Source organism: Streptomyces sp. PCS3-D2 (assembly GCF_000612545.2).
Lineage (GTDB): Bacteria > Actinomycetota > Actinomycetes > Streptomycetales > Streptomycetaceae > Streptomyces.
Map to the genome: position 1 here is coordinate 2,516,704 of NZ_CP097800.1, position 14,542 is coordinate 2,531,245.

Here is a 14,542-nt window from a genome sequence, read left to right on the forward strand (position 1 = left end):
CCACATCGGCCGTCCCGCACCGGGGTCTTGCCGACCCCGGTCCGGGCGGCTCGCCCGCGGGGGCACCGGCCTCTCCCCCCTCTTGGTACGCACCAAGCCCGCCTTCCGGGGCGCCACCGGGCAGAATGTCCGTATGCGCATCGACCTCGCCACGGCTCCCGGCAGTCCGGAACGCCCCAATGAGGACTGGCTGTCGGCCTCGACACCCGCCGCGGGAGGAGGGGTCCTCGTGGTCCTCGACGGAGTCACCCCGCCGGCGGGCGGCGACGGGTGCGTGCACGGGGTTCCGTGGTTCACAGCCCGGCTCGGCGGCCGATTGACCGAACTGTCCGCCTCGCGAGGGGACATGCCGCTGGACCTGATCCTGGCCGAGGCGGTCCGCGCCACGGCCGAGGCCCACCGCGACACCTGTGACCTTTCTCACGTACGCACCCCGCAGGCGACGGTGGTCGTGGTCCGCTGGGACGAGACGTACGTGGAGCACCTCGTGCTCTCGGACTCGGTACTCCTCCTCCAGGCGCCCGGGGGTGAGGTGACGGCCGTGCTCGACGACCGGCTGGACCGGCTGCCCCGGGAGGTGCTGCGCTCGGTGGCCGCGACGGACGCCCTGCGCAACGCCGAGGGCGGCTTCTTCACGGCGGCCACGGACCCGGCGGTGGCGGCCCGGGCGATCACGGGGCGGACCCCGCGCGGGCGGGTGCGGGCGGTCGCCGCGCTGACGGACGGGGCGAGCCGGTGGACGGACACGTTCGGCGAGGGCGACTGGGCGCAGTGCCTGTCGGTGCTGCGGAAGGAGGGTGCGGAGGGCCTGATCGACCGGGTCCGCGCCATGGAGTCCGACCCTGCCCGCCCGACGGCCCGGCACAAGCGGCACGACGACGCATCGGCCGTCTACGCGGAGCTCTGAGCTCTCGGCTCTCGGCTCTCGGCTCTCGGCTCTCGGCTCTCGGCTCTCGGCTCTCGGCTCTCGGCGGACACTGGCCCGTGTCCGGCGTCTGCGCGGCTGCGCGCCTCCGCGTGGACCTGCGCCGGGCGGCCCGGGGCGGCGGCAGGTCCCGCGGTCGGACGGTCACGGAGCTGGAAGCACGGCTTGCCGCCTGTTCAGCGGAGGTGATCCAGGAGGGTGGCGAGGTCGGAGCGAAGGTCGGGATGGAGAGGGAGGCCGTCGACCCCGAAGGCGGCGTCGGCCCGGGGTATGGCAAGGCCGCGGTCGGCGACGTTCGCGCCGCATCCGGTGAGGATCCTGCGGAGGTCCTCCTGGGCCCACCGGGCGCCGTAGGCGCTGGGGCTGGCACTGATGAGGGCGGCGGTCTTTCCGGTCAGCGGGGAGTTCCCGTGGGGGCGTGAGGCCCAGTCGAGGGCGTTCTTGAGCTGGCCGGGGACGGAGGAGTTGTATTCGGGGGTGGCGATCAGCACGGCGTCCGCGGCGTGCAGCGCGGAGCCCAGGTCCTCGACGGCCGAAGTGGGCGGGTGCTCGTGGTCCTCGCAGAAGGGCGGGATGTCGGCGAGGCCCTCGAAGAGGGTGAACCGGACGGTCGGGCCGGCGAACGCGGCGACCGCCCGCAGGGCGGCGGTGTTGTGGGAGCCGACTCGCAGGCTGCCCGAGATGCCGAGGACGCGCAGGGGGTTGCTGGGCGCAGGGGGTGTAGTGCGGGTGTTCATACGGTGCTCCTGTCAGGGGGCGTCGGGCTCGCGGGGTGAGCGGCGGCCGACGGGTCGCGGCGGCGTGCGGTGGGGCACGTGCCCGGGCTGTGGGGTGGGGGGCGGCGGGTGCGCCGGCGGGTCAGGTCCGGGCGCGGGCGCCGTGACGTTCGCTCTTGATGGCGGCGCCGGTAGCGGCGCGGGTGGGGGCCGCTGCGCCGCGGGTGAGGAGGAGGGAGCCGAGTGCGAGCGCGGCGCAGAGGGTCATGCTCAGGAACATCGGGGTGGCGGTGTGTTCGCCGCCGAGGCCGACCAGGGGAGCGGCGAGTGCGCTGAGGGCGCATTGCAGCGTGCCCAGCACGGCAGATCCGGACCCCGCGGCCTGCGGGACCTGAGCTTGGGCCAATGCTCCGGCGTTGGCGGTCACCAGGCGCATGCCGACGAAGACCAGGCAGAGCAGCGTCATGGTGCCGGCCAGGCCGAGGTGGCCGGCCAGGGCGGTGGCGTACAGCGCCGCACTGCAGACGGCCATCACGTACAGGCCCGAGCGCAGCAGCCCGCGGGGGGAGAACCGGCCGACGAGCCTGGTGCCGACCACACTGGCGATGGTGCCGATGACGCCGACCGCCGCAAAGGCGAGCGAGGCGTGGCCGACGCCGAGACCGAGCACCTCCTGGAAGAGGAAGGCGGATCCGGCGATGTAGGAGAAGAGCATGCCGAAGGCCAGGGCGAACGAGAGGGCGTAGCCGAGATAGGCCCGGTTGTGCAGCACGTCGCGGAGGGCTTGTGCGGTGGCGCCGGCGCCCCCGGCGCGCCGCCTGTCCGCGGGCAGGCTCTCGGGGACGAGGAGGGCGGAGCACACCAGGGCGAGGGCGGATGCACCGGCCAGCACCAGGAAGATCCCCCGCCAGCCGCTGGACTCCGTCAGGGCGCCGCCGATGAGGGGAGCGACGATCGGACCGAGGCCGCTGAGGGTCATCAGGGTGCCGAAGAGCCTGGCCGCGGCGTCGCCCGTGGCGACGTCGGAGATGACGGCCCGTCCGACCACCACGCCCGCGGCGCCGCCGAAGCCCTGGACGAAGCGCAGTGCGATCAGGATGTCCAGCGACGGGGCGAGGGCGCACAGGAGGGACGCGGCGACCATGGCCGCCGTCCCGGCGAGGAGGGGACGGCGTCGGCCGAAGCGGTCCGAGACCGGGCCGAGGACCAGTTGCCCCAGGCCCATGCCGAGCAGGAACGCGGTCAGGGTCAGCTGGATGCCGGAGGCGTCGCTGTGCAGGTCGCCGGTCATCCGGGGGAAGGCGGGGGCGTACATGTCCGTGGCCAGTGGGGTCACGAACGACAGCAGCCCCAGGGCCGCGGTCAGCGGGGACATGGGTTCTCCGAAGGTGTAGGGGCCTGGCGGAGGCAGCACCAGCAAAAGCAATAGTTATATATCTATAACATAAGCTAGCATGGGGTCATGCCGCCTCAGAAGCCCCACCACACGACAGACGGCCACCTCGACCGAGCCAGGGAGCTGAGCCCCGCCCTGCACGCGATGGCGCGAGCCCTGCGCTTCCACATGCGCGGCTCGGAAGAGGTCGGTCTGCAACGACTCCCGCCGGCGGAGTACGAGGTGCTGCGCACCGTGCTGGACGAGCCGGGGATCAGCGTCGGCGGGCTCGCCAGGCGGCTGGGCCTGCAGACCAGCAACGTGAGCACCACGGTCCGCGGCCTGTCGGGCCGGGGCCTCCTGCGGCGCGAGCCGGACCCCACCGACCGCCGCGCGGTGCAACTCCACCCCACCGACCAGGCCATGGCCGACCTGCGCCGCATCGAAGAGCACTGGGCGGAGATCTTCGCGGGCGCCCTGGCGCGGCTCACCGACGACCAGTCCGCTGCCCTGCATGCCGCCCTCCCCGCCCTGCGAGCCCTCGGCAACGCCCTCAACGCCCTCAAGGAGGCATGACCGCCCGCCCGGCGGGCCGCCGGGGCGCGCGACTCTCCCTGCCCGGACCGCACGGCCGGGGCAGGCCGGGCGAAGGGTTCGCCCCACAGCGCCGGCGGTGGGGACAGGCGGACGGGCGGACGGGCGCTGCTGCCGGATCCGCCCCTGACCGGCCGGTCACGGCCACCGGCCGGCGCGGGGTGGCCGGCGGAGACGGGCCCGACGCCGCTGCGGCCGGGGCTCGGCTACTCCGTGCCGGCGTTCAACTGGTGCAGCAGGCGGGCCAGTTCCGCCACCTCGCCGCGGTCCCAGCCGGCGAGCTTGCGCATGTACTGCTCGCGCCGCGCGCCGCGCACCCGCAGGAAGCGCTCGCGGCCCTCCTCGGTGAGACCGACCAGGAAGGCCCGCCCGTCGGCGGGGTCCGGCTCGCGGGCGACCAGACCCAGCACCTCCAGGGCCCGCAGCTGTCGGCTCATCGTGGCCTTGCCGACGCCGAAGTAGGCGGCGAGGTCGGTGGCCCGCTGCCGGCCGGCCGCTTCCAGCCGTACGAGCAGCCCGTACGCGGCGGGTTCCAGTTCGGGGTGGAGCTCCCGGGCCATCTCGCCGGAGGAGGCGCGGGCCCGCCGGAGGAAGACGGACAGCTCCCGCTCCAGGGCAAGGAACTCCTGGTCTTCACTCCCGCGCACGTCCCGCTCCTTCTGCTGTGTGTGGCACCCCGGTGGGTGGGGCCCAGTATTTCGCAGCGGGTGCGGCGACGGCCCGGGACCCCGCCGCAGCGGGCCACCGGGCCGTCCTGCACCGTCGGGCGGCGGGCCGTCAGGCGATGGCGGCGACCGGTGCCTGCGCACCCTCCAGGGCCAGCTCCAGCACCTGGCGGACGTCGGTCACCGGGTGCACCTGCAGTCCCTCCAGCACCTCCGCCGGGACGTCGTCCAGGTCGGCCTCGTTGCGCTTGGGGATGACGACGGTGGTCAGCCCCGCTCGGTGAGCGGCGAGCAGCTTCTGCTTGACCCCGCCGATCGGCAGGACCCGTCCGGTCAGCGAGACCTCGCCGGTCATGGCCACGTCCGTGCGGACCTGCCGCCCGGACAGCAGCGAGGCGAGGGCGGTGGTCATGGTGATGCCCGCGCTCGGGCCGTCCTTGGGCACCGCTCCGGCCGGGAAGTGGATGTGCACCCCCCGGTCCTTCAGGTCGGCCACCGGGAGCTCCAGTTCGGCGCCGTGCGAGCGCAGGAAGCTCAGCGCGATCTGCGCCGACTCCTTCATCACGTCGCCGAGCTGGCCGGTGAGGGTCAGTCCGGCCGCGCCCGTCTCCGGGTCGGCCAGCGAGGCCTCCACGAACAGCACGTCGCCGCCCGCACCGGTGACCGCGAGGCCGGTGGCCACTCCGGGGACGGCGGTGCGCCGCTCGGCCGGGTCCTGCGCGGACTCGGGCACGTGGTGCGGACGCCCGATCAGGCCCCGCAACTCGCCGGCCCCGATGCGGTGGGGCAGTTCCCGCTCGCCCAGTTCGTGCTGGGCGGCGACCTTGCGCAGCAGCCGCGCGATCGCCCGCTCCAGGGTGCGCACGCCCGCCTCACGGGTGTACTCCCCCGCCAGCTTGCGCAGCGCGTCCTCTTCCAGGACCACCTCGTCGGCGGCGAGCCCGGCGCGCTCCAGCTGGCGGGGCAGCAGGTGGTCGCGGGCGATGACGACCTTCTCGTCCTCGGTGTAGCCGTCGAGGCGGACGAGCTCCATGCGGTCGGCGAGGGCCTCCGGGATGGCCTCCAACACGTTGGCGGTGGCCAGGAAGACGACGTCGCTCAGGTCCAGCTCGACCTCCAGGTAGTGGTCCCGGAAGGTGTGGTTCTGGGCCGGGTCGAGGACCTCCAGCAGGGCCGCGGCCGGGTCTCCCCGGAAGTCGGAGCCGACCTTGTCGATCTCGTCGAGCAGGACCACGGGGTTCATGGATCCGGCTTCCTTGACGGCCCGGACGATGCGGCCGGGCAGGGCGCCGACGTAGGTCCGGCGGTGGCCGCGGATCTCGGCCTCGTCCCGTACGCCGCCGAGCGCGACGCGGACGAACTTGCGTCCCATGGCGTGGGCCACGCTCTCGCCCAGCGAGGTCTTTCCGACTCCGGGCGGGCCCACGAGCGCGAGCACGGCGCCCCCGCGCCGGCCCCCGACGACGCCCATGCCGCGCTCACTGCGGCGCTTGCGGACGGCCAGGTACTCGGTGATCCGGTCCTTCACGTCGCTCAGACCGGCGTGCTCGGCGTCGAGCACGGCCCTGGCGCCCTGGATGTCGTACCGGTCCTCGGTGCGCTCGTTCCAGGGCAGTTCGAGCACCGTGTCCAGCCAGGTGCGGATCCAGGAACCTTCGGGGCTCTGGTCGCTGGACCGCTCCAGCTTGTCGACCTCCTTGAGTGCGGCCTCGCGTACCTTCTCCGGGAGGTCGGCGGCCTCGACGCGGGCCCGGTAGTCGTCGGACTCCTCACCGTCCTTCTCGCCGTTCAGCTCGCGCAGTTCCTTGCGCACGGCTTCCAGCTGGCGGCGCAGCAGGAACTCGCGCTGCTGCTTGTCGACTCCGTCCTGGACGTCCTTGGCGATGGACTCGGCCACGTCCTGTTCGGCGAGGTGGTCGCTGAGCGCCTTGACCGCGAGCCTGAGGCGGGCCACCGGGTCGGCGGTCTCCAGCAGTTCGACCTTCTGCTCGACCGTCAGGAACGGCGAGTAGCCGGAGTTGTCCGCGAGCGCGGAGACCCCTTCGATCTGCTGGACGCGGTCCACGACCTGCCAGGCCCCGCGCTTCTTGAGCCAGCTGGTGGCGAGGGCCTTGTACTCCTTGACGAGCTCGATCGCGGCGCCCGGCAGCGGATCGGGGACGCTCTCGTCCACGGTCTCGCCCTCGACCCAGAGCGCGGCCCCGGGTCCGGTGGTACCGGCGCCGATACGGACGCGGCCGAGGCCGCGGATGAGCGCGCCGGGGTCGCCGCCGGAAAGCCGCCCGACCTGTTCGACGGTTCCGAGCACGCCCGTCGCCGCGTACCTGCCGTCGATCCGCGGCACGAGCAGCACCCGGGGCTTCCCTCCCCCGGACGCCGCCGGGAGGGACCCCCGGCCCGCCGCGGCCTGGGCGGCCTCGACGGCTCCTCGCACCTCGGCGTCGGACAGGTCCAGCGGGACCACCATTCCGGGCAGCACGACCTCGTCGTCGAGCGGCAGCACGGGCAGGGTGAGCGTTATGGACGTCGAAGCCATGATCTTCCCTCCGGCAGTGAAGTTGAGCTATGCCGACTCAATGCATCTGCGCGCCCCAGTGTTCCCCCACTCCTGTTCGCCTGGGGCGAACGGGCTCACTTTGCCCCACCACCGCTACGTCTACCTGCGCCACCGCACCTGGATCGGCCCTCCAGACGTGGACTGGCCGGCGGCCGACCTGAGCGAACTGCCCGACATCGTCCACGCCCAACGTCGGCACCTTCGCCTCCTGCACCGCCGCGGCCTACCTCTGACGTTCGACGCCGTGCTGACCGCCTTCAGCTTCTGCGGACACATCTGGAACTCCGCCGACGACCACCCCAAACAGCGTGGCCCCGACCACATCTGGCACACCTGGGACGCCCGCGCGCGAGTCCTCATTCCGGACACCGACGAGGCCACCGCCTTCGACTCGTACAGCACCTCCAAGCTGTTCGCCGCCGTCTATCCCGAGGCCGTGAGCCTGGCCGCCATCATCGCCTCGCCCTACTGGCGCCGCGTCGCGGACGCGCGATCACCACGGGAGCGTGAGCGCTTCTTCCAGGAGATCAGCCGCCGCATCACCTACCCCCACGACGACGCCTCCATGTTCGGCGACGCCATAGCCCACTGGAGCAACACCGACTCCTGGCGCCCGCCCTCCCAACCGATACGGACTTAGAAGATGTCTCACGTGGTGATCTTGGCGAGTCTCTTGTAGCAGGTGAGGGTTGCGGCGAGGCCGAGGAAGGCGAGGAAGTGGCTGCCCTTTCGTTCGTATCGGACGGTGAGGCGGCGGTAGCCGAAGAGCCAGGCGATCGACCGCTCGATCTTCCAGCGGTGCCGGCCGAGCCGCTCCCCTGACTCGATACCGGGACGGGCGATCCGCGCGATGAGGTTCCGGCTGCGGAACCAGCGCAGGTGCTCTGCCGAGTAGTACGCCTAATAGGCATCGAGGCCGAGCTGATGCTGGTCTCGGCAGGGGCCGGGCGAGACGTCTGTTCTGTATGCCGCGCCTGGGAGTGCTTCGACAAGAGGGATGCATGCACGGCCCCTGCCCCTGCGACCGTGGCGGCCGTAGCGTGCCGTGGTTCGAGTCGTTTCCAGGGCCACCTCCTGATCAGCCGGAGCCGTGGAGCTCTTCACAAGAGCGAGGACCCTGGGCACTGCTGGGGCCACGGACGGCTGATGGGGTGGTGCGCCCGAGAGCGCTTCTATTAGGTCGCCGGGTGGTCCCTGCCGCGGCTCGGACGCCGACGGACGGCAGACGCTTCGAGGGGAGCACGCAGTGCATGTGACCTGCGGAATCAACTGGGCCGAGGACCATCACGACATCGCGGTGGTCGACACCGACGCCCGCCTGCTCGGCAAGCTGCGGATCGGCGACGACACCGCGGGCTTCCAGGACCTGCTGCGGCTGCTGGCCGAGCACGGCAACAGCCCGGAAGATCCGATCCCGATCGCGATCGAGACCTCCCGCGGTCTGCTGGTGGCCTGCCTGCGGGCGTCCGGCCGGCGGGTCTATGCGATCAATCCGATGGCGGTCGCCCGCTACCGAGACCGGCACGCCGTGTCCCGCAAGAAGTCCGACCACCAGGACGCCGTCGTCCTGGCGAACATCCTGCGGACCGACGCTGAACTTCACCGGCCGCTGCCCGACGACTCCGACCTGGTCAGGGCAATCGCCGTCCTGGCCAGGGCCCAGCAGGACGCCGTCTGGACCGCACCCGCGCCCACAACCGGCTCCGTTCCCACCTTCGCGAGTACTACCCGGCGATACTCGAGGCGTTCGCCGACAAGCGCGAACGGCTGCTGGCACGGGAGGCCCGCGCGATCCTGGCCGTCGCCCCGACGCCGGGTGAGGCCGCCCGCCTCACCCGCAGCCGGCTCAAAGCCGCCATCACCCGCGCAGGCCGTCAGCGGCGGATCGACGCAGAGACCGACAGGCTCCTTGAGGTGCTCCGCCGCAGCCGGCTCCGCCAGCCCGGCCTGGTCGAGGCCGCGATGGGACGCCAGGCCCTCGCCCTCCTCGCCCAGCTCGACGCGGCCTGCCAGGCTTGCGACGACCTGGCCCAGGCCACCGAAGAACTCTTCCTCCAGCACCCCGACGCGGAGATCATCACCAGCTTCCCCGGCCTGGCCGTGCTCACCGGCGCCCGGATCCTCGCCGAGATCGGCGACGACCGTACCCGCTTCGACACCGCCCACGACCTGAAGTCCTATGCCGGAAGCGCCCCGGTCACCCGCGAATCCGGCCGCAGCCGACGCGTCAGCCACCGCCGGATCAAGAACATCCGACTCGCAGCGACCGGCCGCCACTGGGCATTCGCCGCCCTGACCGCCTCGCCCGGAGCCCACGCCCACTACAACCGCCGACGCGACACCGGCGACCGCTACTACGCAGCTCTCCGCCACCTGTTCAACCGCATGATCGGCCAACTCCACCACTGCCTGACCACCCGCCAGAAATTCGACGAGGCCACCGCCTTCACCCCGCCAACGAAACCCCAACTCGCCACCGGCGCTTGACCCGATAGCTGCATGGGGTGTCTTGTCCGCGCGGACCTTCACCGGCCGTCTCCGGCGGGGTCCGCGCCGGGAGCGGACGGCCGGTATCCCGAGGATCAGCGGCTTGAACGCCTGACTGTCGTGCAGGTTCGCACCGGACACCGCGACGGCCAGCGGCAGGCCCTGGGCCTCGGACAGCACATGCAGTTTGCTGCCCTTCTTGCCGCGATCGACCGGATTCGGTCCGGTCAGCGAGCCCCCCTTTTCGCCCGCACCGACGCGGCATCGACGATCGCGGACGACCAGTCCAACTCACCCCTGGCGCCCAACTCGTCCAGCACGGACCGGTGCAGCCTGCGCCACAACCCGGCCTCGGCCCACACGGTGAACCGACGGTGCGCGGTGGCCGGCGAAACACCGAACGACTCCGGCAGATACCGCCACGCGCACCCGCTCGTCAGCACGTACACCACGGCCGTGAACACCGCCCGCTCGTCCACCGAAGCAGTACCGCCACCCTGCGGACGGGACGTGAACCTCGGCAACAACGGAGCGGTCAGCTCCCACAGTTCGTCCGGCACCAGCCGACGCGACAGATCAGCACCCACGGAGCAGCATCATGCCGCATCAGCGAACAGCCACGTGAGACACCCTCTTACTCACCGGCGCGATCGACAGGTTCTCCCCCACTGCTGCACCGCGCTCAATTCCGGCGACACGAGAAGAGCGCCGCCTGGTTCAGCATCAACAAGCGCAGAGTCGGGGCCACCCTGCTCCGTCACAACCACATCAGACCCGTCATGGAACGCGAGTGGCGACCAGGCTACGAACGCATCGACGGCGCCATCTGGCACAGCACACGCGTCGACGAAGACTTCCAGATCAGAACAGCCCGCGAGAGAGCCGAACTGGGCGAATTCCTCCTCAAGATCCGCGCCGCACAAGCCAAAGCACGAGCCGACGCACCAGGCATACGCGGCTGACAACCGATGCGGACGCGCGGGCTTCGAACCCCGGCGACGAGTACCAGAACTCCGCAGCACGCCTGAGTGCCGTGCCGCAGCAGGGCAGATGACTGCCCAGAGCAACCAGGCCGTTCCAACAACCCGTACATGCGTCAAAATTACTCGCCGGTATCCCATACGAAGAAAGCCGCCCCGTCGAAGACAGCGAGCCATTCGACAGCAGGTTCGAGACAGAACGATCAGACATCGCGGCGCTCACATATACGGAATAAAGTGTTCCCATTTTAGGTTCCACCTGGGATTCCCCAGCCCGAGTGAGCCCGTCGGGCCATCCAAACGTGAATCGAGTCACACACGAGGGGTCACCTGCACGGCTTAGGGTGGCAATATCGATTACGGGCCAAGGGGCGCTCTCCCATCTCAATGTGGGCGCGCACGATGCTCCAGCTGATAGGTCCGTCTGCGAGTAGACCCACTAACGGGGATGCCGAGGTATTGGCGTGCAAAGAGACATCTCGAAAGACCGGATCCTTATCACCGGAGGCGCCGGATTCATCGGTGGCCACCTTGCCCGCGCGCTGGTGGCATCCGGGGAAGAAGTGACGGTCCTGGACGACCTGCGTGTACCGCCGATGATTCCACCGGAAGGTACTGGGAAGTTCTTAGAAAAATCCGTCTTGGAGTTAGAGGAGAGGGACCTCTCTGACGTACGCCTCGTCTACCACCTGGCGTCGCACAAGAGCGTTCCTCGCTCCTTCAAGCAGCCACTCGACTATCTCGACAACGTGGACTCTGGCCGCCACCTGCTGGCTCTCTGCACGAGTGTTGGCGTGCCGAAGGTAGTCGTCGGGAGTACGTGCGAAGTCTACGGCCAGGCCGGCACCCTGCCGACACCCGAAAGTAGCCCTCTGTCCCCGCTCTCGCCCTACGCCGCGAGCAAGGTCGGACTGGAGATGGTGGCCAGGGCCCACCAGCGCGCCTCAGTCGCTCCAGAGGTGGGCATCGTTCGCTTCTTCAACGTCTACGGCCCCGGCGAACGGCCCGACGCCCTCGTACCCCGACTCTGCGCCAACCTCCTGACCAGGAACGAACTGCCTGTCGAGGGCGACGGTGAGCAGCGTCGCGACTTCACCTACATCACGGATGTCGTGGACAAGCTCATCGCGTTGGCGAACCGACCACTGCCCTCAGTCGTCAACTTCGGTTCCGGCCAGTCCCTCTCCGTGAACGACGTCGTCCGGATCCTGCAGGCGACCTCTCCGGCGGCCGAGGTCGCCCGGAAGCAGCCTCGGCCGAACGAAATCACGGAGTTCTGGGCGGACACCGCCTTGCAGACGCGGCAGATCGGAGAGAGGTCCGGCGGGATCGGAATCGAGGAAGGCATTCGCCTCACTCTCGAATGGTGGCAGTCGCGGGACCTTGACGACATACGCCAGCGTATCTTCCAAGAGGAGGGGGCCGACTGATGGCCGGCTACACCGCACCTGTACGCGCCAGTCTGGATGTCACTTACGCATGCGACCTGCGCTGCATCCACTGCCGAACGAACACCGGGGAGATCCCCGTCCACATCCGCCGCAAGATGCTGTCCATCGAGCAGTTGCAGGACATCATGCTCCAGCTGGACCGGATGGGGACATTCGAGATCACCCTCACCGGTGGGGAGCCGACGATCCGCAAGGGTGTGGACGATCACGTAATTCCCCAGGGGTTGTGGTCACGTAATTCCCCAACCCCTGGGGTGGTGCCTTGATCAGTTGGCTGAGGGCTTATCGGGCTTGTCGGCGGGGTTCCTTGGGCGCTTGTTCGGGCGGTAGCTGGGGCCGTTCATGATGACTTGGTGGCTGGTGTTGATCAGGCGGTCGAGCAGGGACTCGGCGACGACGGGGTTGGGGAAGAGGGGATACCAGTCGCTGGGTGCCCGGTTGCTGGTGATGATCAGGGAGCGTCCCTGCCGCTCGGAGACGAGTTCGTAGAGGTCGTCGGCCTGGGCCGCAGTCAGTTGGCGCATGGCGAAGTCGTCGAGGATCAGGACGTCGGGGCGGATGAGCTCGCGCATGCGCTTGTCCCAGGTGCGGTCCGCGTGGCCGCCGGCCAGCTCGGCCAGGATCCGGCTGGTCTTGGCGAACCGGACGTTCGCGCCCTGCCGGACGGAGAGATGGCCGAGGGCCTGGGCGACGTGTGTTTTGCCGACGCCGACGGGCCCGAACAAGATCACCGACTCTCCGGCGTGGAGCCAGCGCAGTGCGGCCAGGTCCCGGATCTGGGCCGCGGGCAGCTTGGAGGAGGCGGTGAAGTCGAACTCCTCCAGGGTCACCTGCTGCTCGAACTTCGCGCGTTGGAGCCGTCGTTGGAAGGCCACGGTCTCGCGGCGGGTGATCTCGTCCTGGCAGAGGACCTGAAGGAAGTCCAGGTGTCCGAGCTCGCCGCCGTGGGCCTGGGCCAGCCGGGCGTCCAGGGTCTCAAGCATCCCCGACAGCCGAAGCGTCTTGAGCGACTCGCGCAGGGCGGTGTCCAGCACGCTCATCGGGCGGCCTCCTCGGCATCGCCGGCGTCATCGTGACCGGGGTCGTCGTGGAGTTCGTCAGAGATCTGGGAGGGGATGCTCGCGGCGAACAGGCCCTCGGGGCCGTGGAGGAAGGCCGCGGCCCCGGCGTCGCCGGTCTCCGGCTCGGGGTCGGTCTCGGTCCCGGCGATCAGGATGCCCTTGATGGTGCGGTAGGACGGGTCGCCGACCGTGATCGCCTTGGTGCAGGCGGCCTCCAGGCGCTGGTCGCCGTACTTCTTCCGCAGGCCGAGGATCCCCTGGGCCGCGCGGAGCCGGTAGAGCGCGTTGACCTCCAGCAGCAGGTCGATCACCTCGCGGCAGGCGTCGCCGACCTCAGACGCCTGGCTGCGGCACCACATCGGCGTCTTCATCTGAAACGCGATCTTCTCCGGCGGGTAGTCGCCCGAATCGGTGCGTTTTCCCTGGTCAAGGGCGGCGTGGGTCTTGACGAGGTCGCCGTCGTGGAAGACCTGGACCATGGTCGTGGTCGAGCGGACATCGACCTTGCGGCCGATCAGCTTCCAGGGCACCGAGTAGAGGGTGCGGCCGACCTTGATGTGGATGTCCGGGCCCACGGTCGCGGTCGACCAGCGGGCCAGCACGAACGGCTTGTCCGGCAGCGGCAGCAGGGCCGCCGACTCGACCGCCTCGAACACCGCCAGCGGCGATGCCCCTCCCAGCGGCCGGCACTGCCTGCGGCCTGCGGTCCCGCTCGCCCAGGTCACGGCCTCGGCCTGCATCTGCTCGACCGAGGTGAACTGCCGCCCGCTCCAGAACGAGTCACGGACATAGGGCATCGGCCGCTCAACCCGCGGTTTGTCCTTCGGCTTCGCCGCGCGGGCCGGGTCGACCAGCGTGCTGTAGTAGGTCGCGAGCTCGGCATACGACTTGTTGATCTTCGGGTCGTAGAGGTCCGGCCGGTCCACGGCCGTGCGCAGGTTGTCGGGCACCAGCCGGCGCGGGACACCCCCGAAGAAGCGAAACGCTTCGACGTGGGCCTGGGTCCAGGCGTGCTGGTCCATGTGGACGACCGGTCGCACGAACATGTGCCGTGAGCTGGGCAGCACCATCACGAATGCCCAGATCCGGTGCCGCTTCCCGGTGGCCGGGTTGATCCACTGGCCGAGGAAGCCGTAGTCGATCTGGGCCTCTGAGCCCGGCTCCACGTCGTCCCGCAGCACCGTCACCCGAGACCGGGCCGACTCATCGGGCAGGTTCTCGGTCACCCACCGGCGGAACGTCGAAAGCGACACCGTCAACTTCCCCTCGTCCCGCAGGCGCTGGTGGATCGTGGTGACTGTGGTGGTCTCCAGCAGGCCCTTGACGTACTCGCGGTGCGGTTCGATCTCCGCCCATGTCACCTGGTTCAACCGGCGGCTCGCCAGGTCCGGGAACCAGACCTTCAGCAGCTTGGCCCAGTCCGCCTCGCTCATCGGCGGCCCACCCGGGGCGAGCCCGGCCTCCTCCGCCGGCGCCAGATACTTCCTGACCGTCTTTCGGTCCACCCCCAACGAGGCCGCGAGCTGGTTCTTCGACCGGCCCGCATACCAGTGGACGTAGATCTCGACGACATCGACCACCTTGAACGTTCTCCTTGCCATCCGGAATGTCCGCCGACCTCTCGGCCTTCGGTCGAGGGACGGTGACGACTCCACGACGGTCAGGACCCTCAACCCGGCACGGACATGCCCAAGGGGATCCTGAACGATTCGGGGCGCAAGCCTCATCAGC

At 70.2% G+C, this 14,542-nt stretch carries 13 protein-coding genes and 3 pseudogenes; 7 read left to right on the forward strand and 9 right to left on the reverse strand.

The features are described 5' to 3' along the window. Window positions 1-133 precede the first annotated feature (133 nt). Window positions 134-907, forward strand: coding sequence for a protein phosphatase 2C domain-containing protein (locus AW27_RS10275; RefSeq protein WP_037927811.1), 774 nt, complete (start codon window positions 134-136; stop codon window positions 905-907). A gap of 194 nt (window positions 908-1,101) precedes the next feature. Here AW27_RS10275 and AW27_RS10280 read toward each other — a convergent pair whose 3' ends face one another. Then, window positions 1,102-1,662 carry an NADPH-dependent FMN reductase gene (locus tag AW27_RS10280; RefSeq protein ID WP_052031244.1) on the reverse strand — a complete coding sequence of 187 codons (561 nt, stop codon included), beginning with the start codon at window positions 1,660-1,662 and terminating at the stop codon, window positions 1,102-1,104. A 121-nt stretch (window positions 1,663-1,783) separates the two neighbouring features. Further along, the gene (locus AW27_RS10285) at window positions 1,784-3,016 is read right to left on the reverse strand and encodes a multidrug effflux MFS transporter (protein WP_052031243.1); all 1,233 of its coding nucleotides are present in this window, start codon (window positions 3,014-3,016) and stop codon (window positions 1,784-1,786) included. 87 nt (window positions 3,017-3,103) lie between these two features. On the opposite strand from AW27_RS10285, the gene AW27_RS10290 reads away from it, so the two are divergent. Continuing rightward, window positions 3,104-3,592, forward strand: coding sequence for a MarR family winged helix-turn-helix transcriptional regulator (locus AW27_RS10290; protein ID WP_052031242.1), 489 nt, complete (start codon window positions 3,104-3,106; stop codon window positions 3,590-3,592). Between the two features lie 224 nt (window positions 3,593-3,816). Here AW27_RS10290 and AW27_RS10295 read toward each other — a convergent pair whose 3' ends face one another. Both AW27_RS10295 and lon read right to left on the reverse strand, forming a co-directional pair. After that, window positions 3,817-4,257, reverse strand: coding sequence for a MarR family winged helix-turn-helix transcriptional regulator (locus AW27_RS10295; RefSeq protein ID WP_037927808.1), 441 nt, complete (start codon window positions 4,255-4,257; stop codon window positions 3,817-3,819). Window positions 4,258-4,387: 130 nt separating this feature from the next. Beyond that, window positions 4,388-6,811 carry an endopeptidase La gene (lon, locus tag AW27_RS10300; protein WP_037927805.1) on the reverse strand — a complete coding sequence of 808 codons (2,424 nt, stop codon included), beginning with the start codon at window positions 6,809-6,811 and terminating at the stop codon, window positions 4,388-4,390. Between the two features lie 100 nt (window positions 6,812-6,911). Here lon and AW27_RS10305 point away from each other — a divergent pair, with 100 nt between their 5' ends. Further along, window positions 6,912-7,472, forward strand: a complete 561-nt coding sequence (locus AW27_RS10305) for a hypothetical protein (RefSeq protein WP_037927802.1) — start codon at window positions 6,912-6,914, stop codon at window positions 7,470-7,472. 8 nt (window positions 7,473-7,480) lie between these two features. Here the strand turns inward: AW27_RS10305 and AW27_RS10310 are convergent. Then, window positions 7,481-7,681, reverse strand: a pseudogene (locus AW27_RS10310) (transposase); the annotation flags it as partial. Window positions 7,682-8,078: 397 nt separating this feature from the next. Here AW27_RS10310 and AW27_RS10315 point away from each other — a divergent pair. Continuing rightward, window positions 8,079-9,319: pseudogene (locus AW27_RS10315) on the forward strand (IS110 family RNA-guided transposase). Between the two features lie 33 nt (window positions 9,320-9,352). Here the strand turns inward: AW27_RS10315 and AW27_RS34390 are convergent. Then, window positions 9,353-9,604, reverse strand: a pseudogene (locus tag AW27_RS34390) (transposase); the annotation flags it as partial. After that, window positions 9,547-9,906, reverse strand: a complete 360-nt coding sequence (locus AW27_RS10320; RefSeq protein WP_037927798.1) for an IS5 family transposase — start codon at window positions 9,904-9,906, stop codon at window positions 9,547-9,549. The gene AW27_RS10320 and the pseudogene AW27_RS34390, both read right to left, overlap by 58 nt. A gap of 192 nt (window positions 9,907-10,098) precedes the next feature. Here AW27_RS10320 and AW27_RS10325 point away from each other — a divergent pair, with 192 nt between their 5' ends. The 3 genes from AW27_RS10325 (at window position 10,099) to AW27_RS10335 (ending at window position 12,016) form a co-directional block, all read left to right on the forward strand. After that, window positions 10,099-10,281 (forward strand): hypothetical protein, encoded by a 183-nt coding sequence (locus AW27_RS10325; protein WP_157840310.1) that lies wholly within the window; start codon window positions 10,099-10,101, stop codon window positions 10,279-10,281. A gap of 482 nt (window positions 10,282-10,763) precedes the next feature. Then, entirely contained in the window at window positions 10,764-11,729 is a 966-nt protein-coding gene (gene tunA / locus AW27_RS10330; protein ID WP_078557004.1) for a UDP-N-acetyl-alpha-D-glucosamine 5,6-dehydratase TunA, read from the forward strand. Then, window positions 11,729-12,016: a radical SAM protein gene (locus AW27_RS10335; protein WP_304949853.1), complete on the forward strand. Its 288-nt coding sequence runs from the start codon at window positions 11,729-11,731 to the stop codon at window positions 12,014-12,016. Before tunA ends, AW27_RS10335 begins: the two co-directional genes overlap by 1 nt. Here the strand turns inward: AW27_RS10335 and istB are convergent, their stop codons facing one another. Beyond that, window positions 12,017-12,790 (reverse strand): IS21-like element helper ATPase IstB, encoded by a 774-nt coding sequence (gene istB / locus AW27_RS10340; RefSeq protein WP_037931107.1) that lies wholly within the window; start codon window positions 12,788-12,790, stop codon window positions 12,017-12,019. Beyond that, window positions 12,787-14,391 (reverse strand): IS21 family transposase, encoded by a 1,605-nt coding sequence (istA, locus tag AW27_RS10345; protein ID WP_037931105.1) that lies wholly within the window; start codon window positions 14,389-14,391, stop codon window positions 12,787-12,789. The genes istB and istA overlap by 4 nt, the downstream gene beginning before the upstream one ends. Window positions 14,392-14,542 lie beyond the last annotated feature (151 nt).

What these genes read in the sequence shown, in the direction of transcription:
- istB (WP_037931107.1), bottom strand. Translation starts at nt 12,790, where the DNA reads ATGAGCGTGCTGGACACCGCCCTGCGCGAGTCGCTCAAGACGCTTCGG.
- lon (WP_037927805.1), bottom strand. Translation starts at nt 6,811, where the DNA reads ATGGCTTCGACGTCCATAACGCTCACCCTGCCCGTGCTGCCGCTCGAC.
- AW27_RS10335 (WP_304949853.1), top strand. Translation starts at nt 11,729, where the DNA reads ATGGCCGGCTACACCGCACCTGTACGCGCCAGTCTGGATGTCACTTAC.
- AW27_RS10290 (WP_052031242.1), top strand. Translation starts at nt 3,104, where the DNA reads ATGCCGCCTCAGAAGCCCCACCACACGACAGACGGCCACCTCGACCGA.
- AW27_RS10285 (WP_052031243.1), bottom strand. Translation starts at nt 3,016, where the DNA reads ATGTCCCCGCTGACCGCGGCCCTGGGGCTGCTGTCGTTCGTGACCCCA.
- AW27_RS10275 (WP_037927811.1), top strand. Translation starts at nt 134, where the DNA reads ATGCGCATCGACCTCGCCACGGCTCCCGGCAGTCCGGAACGCCCCAAT.
- AW27_RS10325 (WP_157840310.1), top strand. Translation starts at nt 10,099, where the DNA reads ATGGAACGCGAGTGGCGACCAGGCTACGAACGCATCGACGGCGCCATC.
- AW27_RS10280 (WP_052031244.1), bottom strand. Translation starts at nt 1,662, where the DNA reads ATGAACACCCGCACTACACCCCCTGCGCCCAGCAACCCCCTGCGCGTC.